Here is a 7,139-nt window from a genome sequence, read left to right on the forward strand (position 1 = left end):
CACCCGCGCACCGGCGCGGCGCCCGCACAGCTCCACGGACGGCACCCGCGCACCTCGTCGGGCCGCGCTCGAGCGCCTCGGCGCCCGCGGGCGGGCGGGGCTACGCGGTGAGGCCGAGGCCGTCCATGCGCCGGGTGTGCGCGGCGATCAGCTCGGTGAAGACCGGCTCGATGCGCGAATCCTGCGACACCGCCATCGCCGAGCGGGCCACCAGCAGAGTGTCGCCGACCAAGCGTCGGCCCCAGAGGGCCAGGCGGGACTCGAGCGCCGGCTGCGCGGCGATGGCCGCGGCCAGTTCGTGCACCAGCACGTCGGCGCCACCATGCTCGCCGAGCAGATGCGCGATGCGCGGGCCGATGTCGCCGGGCAACGCATCGGAGAGCCGGATGAAGAAGTCGTCGAGCAGTCCGCCGGTGAGATAGCAGCTGAGCAGCAGCTCGTGCCAGTCCTCCCCCGCGGTCGCCGCACGGAAGGTGTCCAGCGCCGGAACGAACGGGCCCATCACACTGGCCGGTTCGCCGTCGCGGCGGCGGATCTCGTCGATGAGTCCGTGGTGCTTGGACAGCGCACGCCCGGCGGCCAGGCTCAGTCCCTCCTTGGCGGTGAGGGTGGGGGCGGTGATCACGGCCGTCGAGAGGCTCTCGAACATTCCCAGTTCGAAATATGCAGCCTGGCCCAGGTAGGTGAGCAGGTCTGGAACCAGTTCGGTGATGTCCACCTTTCGGGTGGCACGCTTGTCGCCCCGGGCTGACAGCCGCGGCGTCTCTGCCCGTTTCGGGCGTTCACCTAACCAGGAGATCACCTGCCAAGCATAGGTCCACCTCCCTGGCTTCGTTTTCGAATAACGCGGCAGGTGCGGTGTGGCCACGGGCTGTTGCCCAGGGCCGCCCTATAGTCTGGTGTCATTCACCGGCGCAGGATCGGTGGACTTGCGCCTGAAGCAAAAGACGGGCGCATCCCGCTTCCAGCTAGACAGGCAAACAAAAACGTGACCTTCACCGAACTCAATATCGACCAGGACATGGTCGAGGCTCTCGCCGCCAAGGGCATTCTCGAGCCGTTCCCCATCCAGACCCAGACGATCCCCCTCGCCCTCAGCGGCCAGGACATCATCGGCCAGGCCAAGACCGGTACCGGCAAGACGCTTGGCTTCGGCCTCCCCCTGATCCAGCGCCTGGGCCTCAACCCCGAGCCCGGCGTGCAGGCGCTCGTCGTCGTGCCCACCCGCGAACTGTGCGTACAGGTCAGTGAAGACCTCGAACTCGCCGCAGGCAACCGCGGCACCACCATCGTCTCCATCTACGGCGGCAAGGCTTACGAAGGCCAGATCGAGCAGCTCAAGGCCGGCGCGCAGATCGTCGTCGGCACCCCCGGTCGTCTGCTCGACCTTGCCAGCCAGCGCCTGCTCAGCCTCGCCAACGTGCGCGAGATGGTGCTCGACGAGGCCGACAAGATGCTCGACCTCGGCTTCCTCTCCGACATCGAGAAGCTGTTCTCGCAGACACCGTCCACCCGTCACACGATGCTGTTCTCGGCCACCATGCCGGGCCCGATCGTGGCCCTGGCCCGCCGGTTCATGACCAAGCCCATCCACATCCGCGCGTCGGACCCCGATGAGGGCCTCATGCAGGCCAACATCGAGCACCTGGTCTACCGGGCGCACAACATGGACAAGGACGAGGTCATCGGTCGCATCCTGATGGCCGAGGGCCGCGGCAAGACCGTGATCTTCACCCGCACCAAGCGGGCCGCCGCCAAGCTCGTCGAAGAGCTCGGCGACCGTGGCTTCAACGCCACCGCCGTGCACGGCGACCTCAACCAGGAGCAGCGCGAACGCGCCATGGCCTCGTTCAAGGCCGGCAAGAAGGACATCCTGATCGCCACCGATGTCGCCGCCCGCGGCATCGACGTCGACGACGTCACCCACGTGATCAACCACACCATCCCCGAGGACGAGAAGGCCTACCTGCACCGCGTGGGCCGCACCGGCCGCGCAGGCAAGACCGGCATCGCGGTCACCTTCGTGGACTGGGACGACATGCCCAAGTGGACCCTGATCAACAAGGCCCTCGACTTCGGCACCCCGGAGCCGCAGGAGACCTACTCCTCGTCGCCGCACCTCTACACCGACCTCAACATCCCCGCCGGGTCGAAGGGCCGCCTGCGTGCGACCCCGATCAAGGAGACCGTGCCCGGCGCCGCATCCGGCCGCGACACCAACCGCGGCGGCCGCAGCGACAGCCGCTCCGGCGGTCGTTCCGACGGCGGACGTTCGGGCGCTGCCCGTTCCGCCGACCAGGCGCCCCGCACCCGGGTGCGCGTGAGTTCGAGCACCAACCCGGATGCCCCCGCGGCCACCCCGGCCGCCGGCACCCACGACGGCGGCGGCGCCGAGCACCACGACGGCAACAGCGCACCGCGCCGACGCAGCCGCACCCGCCGTCGCTCGCCGCAGGCGCCCACGGCGTAACCGACCACCGACGTGCCGCAAAACGGCCCCTTCGCCTCGCGACGGGGCCGTTTTTCGCGTTTGGCGCCTGGGCCGGCAGTACGCTCGCCCCATGGACATCCTTGTGACACCTGCAGACCTCGCTCGGGAGCTCGGCATCAGCCAGCGGACAATTCGCGCCTACCTCCGTACCGAGTACGGCACCCTGATCTCGCCGGAGACTCGGTGGCGACTCGATGCAGGGCGCGCCGGTCGAGTACGGGAACATTTTGCGTCCGGGAGCTGACCCGATGCGCACCTGGGCGTTCGTCCCGGTTCTCGGCGTCATCGCCCTCCTCGCCGGGTGCAGCGTCTCACCGTTCAACGTGCTCAGCGACGAGCAGCGCATCGACCTGCGCGACGGCGCGAGTGCCTACCAGCAGGAGGTCCTGGCGGACCTCGTCGTCGACGAGACGGAGTACCGCCAAGCAGCGGATGACTGGCACAGTTGTGTCAGTTCCTCGGGCGCCGAACCGTCCGATGTCACGCAAAACGGCAATGAGCTCACCTTTGACGTAACGATCGAGGCAGCCACCGACATGGCCGTCGCATCCATTGAGACCGTTGCGGATGCCTGCCTGCCGGAGTATTTCGACGCCATCGGCCGGGTCTGGGTCTCGCAGGGCACCAAGCTCACCTAGGCCGGCCCGGTCGGAACCTTTCCCCGGCCGACGCCGCTGTCAGCGACGATCCTCTGCGGCGATGCCCTCAGGGATCAGGCGGCGTAGACGGGGTGGGCTCCGCGGCCCTCACCGATGAGGCGGTCGAGTACCTCCGGCGTGGTCGTGTTCTCGCCCAACCGGTTCGGCTTGCCCTCGCCGTGGTAGTCGCTGGAGCCGGTGATCGCCAGATTGTATTTCTCGGCGAGCATGGTGAGCCTGGCGGTGGCCTCCGGCTTGTTCTCCCGGTGCCGCAGCTCCAGGCCGAACAGGCCGGCGTCCACGAGCGCGGCCAGCCGGCTCTCGGCCATCACATCGGCCACGCCGCGGGTGGCCGGATGCGCGATCACCGGCACTCCCCCGGCCGCCCGCACCAGGGTCACCGCGCGGAGCGGGTCTGGTGCGTAGTGCGGCTGGAAGTACCCGGCGTCCCAGTGCAGGATCCCGGCGAACGCCTCGCTGCGGGTGAGCGCGAGCCCGTTGGCCACCAGGGCATCGGCGATGTGCGGTCGGCCGACGGTGCCGCCGTGGGTCGTCTGGGCCAACACGTCGGCCCAGGTGAGCTCGTAGTCGGCGCCGATGCGGGCCACCATCTGCTCGGCACGGGTGAGCCGAGCCTTTCGGATGTGCGCCGTCTCGGCGACGATCCCGGCATCCGACGGGTCGAACAGGTAGGCCAGCAGGTGGATGCTCGTGTGGCCGACCCTGGTGCTGAATTCCATCCCGGGGATCAGGGTGATGCCGGCCGCCTTGGCGGCGACGGATGCCTCCGACCAGCCCGCCGTCGAGTCGTGGTCGGTCAGCGCCACGGTGCCGAGTCCGGCGGCCGCTGCGGCGCGGACGAGCTGGGACGGGGTCTCGGTACCGTCGGAAACGCTGGAGTGGGTGTGCAGGTCGATCGGACCCGTGAAACGCCGTTCGACTGCCATTCCCCCATGCTAGTTGGCGCGGGAATACAGCCTTGTCGCCTACAGTGACTCATCTATGTTCTCCTTCCTTCTCCGCGCCGTCGTCGGGCTCGCAACACTGGCCATCCTCACCGTTCTGGCCTGGCCGGAACTGGTCGGCCTGCAGAACACCTGGGTCGTCGCGCACGCCGTGTCATTCCGCGGCCTGGCGGTGGCGGTCGCTATCGCCCTTGTGGCGCTTCTGGGGATTCTGCTGCTGGTGGCCCGGCCGCTGCGCGGCACCGCCGCCCTGCTGATGGTGCTCCTGGTCGCCTTCGGCGCGGTCAACACCGGCATCCTGCTGCACCGCGGTCTGGGCTCGGCCGCGACGGACACGGCGGATGCCGCGGGCAGCGCGGATGCCGCGGGCACCGCCGACACCGCCTCGTCCGGCCTGGCCGCCGACGACCCTGCCGCCTCGATCACGGTGCTGAGCTGGAACACCCTCGGCGACGCGCCCGGCGCCGACGCCATCGCCGAACTCGCGCTGGCCGAGGAGGCCGACGTGCTCACCCTGCCGGAGACCACCGAGGAAACCGGGGTCCTCCTCGCCGAGGCCATGCGGGCCGCCGGACGGCCGATGTGGGTGCACACGGTCTCGTTCGACCTGATCTCCAAGGCCAGGTCGACGACGCTGCTGATCAGCCCGGACCTCGGCGACTACACGGTCACCTCCGCCGAGGGCTCCGGCCCGCCCGGCAACACCAATGTGCTGCCCACCGTGATAGCGGCGCCCGTGGACGGCGCCGGTCCCACGATCATCGCCGTGCACGCCGTCGCACCGATCCAGTGGGAGATGGCCAACTGGCGCTCCGACCTGGACTGGCTCGCCGGGCAGTGCACCGGCGGGGCCTCCGGTGCCGACGGCGTGATCATGGCTGGAGACTTCAACGCCACGGTCGATCACTTCGCCGGCCGGGCCACCAGCGACGGCGCCGTCCTGGGCGACTGCCGGGATGCCGCCCTGCTGGCCGGCTCCGGCGCCGTGGGCACCTGGCCGGCCTGGGCGCCCGCCCTGCTCGGCACACCCATCGACCATGTGCTCGCGACGCCCAACTGGCAGGTCGAGAGCATGCACGTGATCGGCACCGAAGACACCGCGGGCAGCGACCACCGCCCCGTCGCCGCCACGCTGTCGGCCGCCGGCTGATTCGAATCCGAACGCCGCCTGGGAGCGCCCGGCCGGTCGAGTGGGACAATGGAGGAATGGCTGACACCACCGACACCGCTCCCGCACCTGCCCCCGCCGCCCGGTCGAACGAGAACCGCTCGACCACGCCCGGCTCCGAAGGGTTCAAGGAGTACATCTCCAGTGGCTGGGCCGACCGCTCCGAAGACGTGCCGCCCGCCCGCGAGCAGGCCCCCTTCGCAGCCGCCCGGCGCGACCGTCTCTCCGCGCGCTACCTCGGCCACCGCCTGATCATCCCGGCCGGTCGGCTCAAGCAGCGCGCCAACGACACCGACTACCCCTTCCGCGCCCACTCCGCGTTCGCGCACCTCACCGGGTGGGGCAGCGACGCCGAGCCCGGCGCGGTCCTGGTCTTCGAACCGACCGCCACCGGCCACGAGGCCACCGTCTACTTCCGGGAACGTGCCGGCCGTGACTCCGACGAGTTCTACGCCAATTCCGAGATCGGCGAATTCTGGATCGGCCCGCGGCCCTCCATCGCCCAGGTCGCCGGCGACCTCGGGGTCGCCGTGCGCGGTATCGACGACTTCGCCGCGGTGCTCCGCCGGGTCGACAGCGAAACCCTGCTGGTACGCGAAGCCGACCCGTTCCTCACCGGCCAGGTCGACGACGCGCGGCTCCGCAACGCCGCCGAGCGGATGCTCACCACGAACGCGGCGGACGCCCCGTTCAGCGTGGAGATCAACGGCGAGCACGACGGGGATGCCGGCCTGGCCCGCGACCTGTCCGAGCTGCGGCTCGTCAAGGACGCCTACGAGATCGGCCAGATGCGCCTCGCCGTGGCGGCCACCGCCCGCGGCTTCGAAGACGTCATCCGTGACCTGCCCCGCTCCAGCACCCACGCGCGCGGCGAACGACTGGTCGAGGGCGTCTTCAACACCCGCGCCCGCGTCGACGGCAACACCGTCGGCTACGACACCATCGCGGCATCCGGCCCGCACGCCTGCATCCTGCACTGGACCCGCAACGACGGACCCGTCCTGCCCGGCGACGTCATGCTGCTGGACGCCGGGGTGGAGGTGGACAGCTACTACACCGCGGACATCACCCGCACCCTGCCGATCGACGGCACCTTCAGCGATGTGCAGCGCCGGGTCTACGACGCCGTGCGCGAGGCCGCCGACGCCGCGTTCCTCGTGGCCCGCCCCGGCGCCATCTTCCGGGAGGTGCACGCTGCCGCGATGGCCGTGATCGCCAGGCACACCGCCGACTGGGGGATGCTGCCGGTCACGGCCGAGGAGGCGCTGCAGCCGGAAAACGGCCAGCACCGCCGCTACATGGTGCACGGCACCAGCCACCACCTCGGCCTCGACGTGCACGACTGTGCGCAGGCCCGCCGCGACATGTACATGGACGGCGTGATCGAGGCAGGCATGGTCTTCACCATCGAGCCCGGCCTGTACTTCCAGCCGGACGACCTCACCGTGCCCGCCGAGTACCGGGGCATCGGCGTGCGCATCGAAGACGACATCCTGATCACCGAGACCGGCGCCGAGAACCTCTCCGCCGGCATCCCCCGTGAGTCCGCAGCGGTCGAGGCCTGGATGGCGGCCCTGCAGGCCTAGTCACCCGGCCGCTCAACAGAGCTGACTGTTCCCGAAGCGGACAATTGCGGCCGGCGTGCCGGGCGCAATTGTCCGTACGGGCAACAGTTGAGCGGGGAAAAGCCCGCGCGCTGTTAGCGGGCGGGGTCGACCGGGCCGGAGATCGGCGGCTGCGGGTCGGACGGCCCGGCAACCGGCGGCGCAGACACCGGCGGGGCGGGCTGGCCGTACGCGGGCGGCGCGGTGGGCTGATCGGTCGGCGGGGCAACCGGCTCCGGCGCTGAGCGCGGCGGGTCGGACGGGTGCGGGGCC

Annotated in this window: 6 protein-coding genes; 4 read left to right on the top strand and 2 right to left on the bottom strand. The window is 70.4% G+C overall.

Annotation, left to right across the window (positions count from 1 at the left end):
• Nucleotides 1-100: 100 nt before the first annotated feature.
• On the bottom strand, nt 101-802 hold the full coding sequence (locus E3T61_RS08725) for a ferritin-like fold-containing protein (protein ID WP_241992471.1): 702 nt from the start codon (nt 800-802) through the stop codon (nt 101-103).
• A gap of 186 nt (nt 803-988) precedes the next feature.
• Between E3T61_RS08725 and E3T61_RS08730 the strand changes: the two genes are divergently transcribed.
• Together E3T61_RS08730 and E3T61_RS08735 are read left to right on the top strand one after the other, a co-directional pair.
• Nucleotides 989-2,470: a DEAD/DEAH box helicase gene (locus E3T61_RS08730; protein WP_134640476.1), complete on the top strand. Its 1,482-nt coding sequence runs from the start codon at nt 989-991 to the stop codon at nt 2,468-2,470.
• Nucleotides 2,471-2,739: 269 nt separating this feature from the next.
• Nucleotides 2,740-3,129: a hypothetical protein gene (locus E3T61_RS08735; RefSeq protein WP_134640477.1), complete on the top strand. Its 390-nt coding sequence runs from the start codon at nt 2,740-2,742 to the stop codon at nt 3,127-3,129.
• A gap of 74 nt (nt 3,130-3,203) precedes the next feature.
• Here E3T61_RS08735 and E3T61_RS08740 read toward each other — a convergent pair whose 3' ends face one another.
• On the bottom strand, nt 3,204-4,076 hold the full coding sequence (locus E3T61_RS08740) for a PHP domain-containing protein (protein WP_134640478.1): 873 nt from the start codon (nt 4,074-4,076) through the stop codon (nt 3,204-3,206).
• A 55-nt stretch (nt 4,077-4,131) separates the two neighbouring features.
• Here E3T61_RS08740 and E3T61_RS08745 point away from each other — a divergent pair, with 55 nt between their 5' ends.
• Both E3T61_RS08745 and E3T61_RS08750 read left to right on the top strand, forming a co-directional pair.
• The gene (locus E3T61_RS08745; protein WP_134640479.1) at nt 4,132-5,244 is read left to right on the top strand and encodes an endonuclease/exonuclease/phosphatase family protein; all 1,113 of its coding nucleotides are present in this window, start codon (nt 4,132-4,134) and stop codon (nt 5,242-5,244) included.
• A 56-nt stretch (nt 5,245-5,300) separates the two neighbouring features.
• The gene (locus E3T61_RS08750; RefSeq protein ID WP_134640480.1) at nt 5,301-6,848 is read left to right on the top strand and encodes an aminopeptidase P family protein; all 1,548 of its coding nucleotides are present in this window, start codon (nt 5,301-5,303) and stop codon (nt 6,846-6,848) included.
• Nucleotides 6,849-7,139: the final 291 nt, after the last annotated feature.

The organism is Cryobacterium lactosi (assembly GCF_004403945.1).
Lineage (GTDB): Bacteria > Actinomycetota > Actinomycetes > Actinomycetales > Microbacteriaceae > Cryobacterium > Cryobacterium lactosi.

What these genes read in the sequence shown, in the direction of transcription:
- E3T61_RS08735 (WP_134640477.1), top strand. Translation starts at nt 2,740, where the DNA reads ATGCGCACCTGGGCGTTCGTCCCGGTTCTCGGCGTCATCGCCCTCCTC.
- E3T61_RS08740 (WP_134640478.1), bottom strand. Translation starts at nt 4,076, where the DNA reads ATGGCAGTCGAACGGCGTTTCACGGGTCCGATCGACCTGCACACCCAC.
- E3T61_RS08745 (WP_134640479.1), top strand. Translation starts at nt 4,132, where the DNA reads ATGTTCTCCTTCCTTCTCCGCGCCGTCGTCGGGCTCGCAACACTGGCC.
- E3T61_RS08750 (WP_134640480.1), top strand. Translation starts at nt 5,301, where the DNA reads ATGGCTGACACCACCGACACCGCTCCCGCACCTGCCCCCGCCGCCCGG.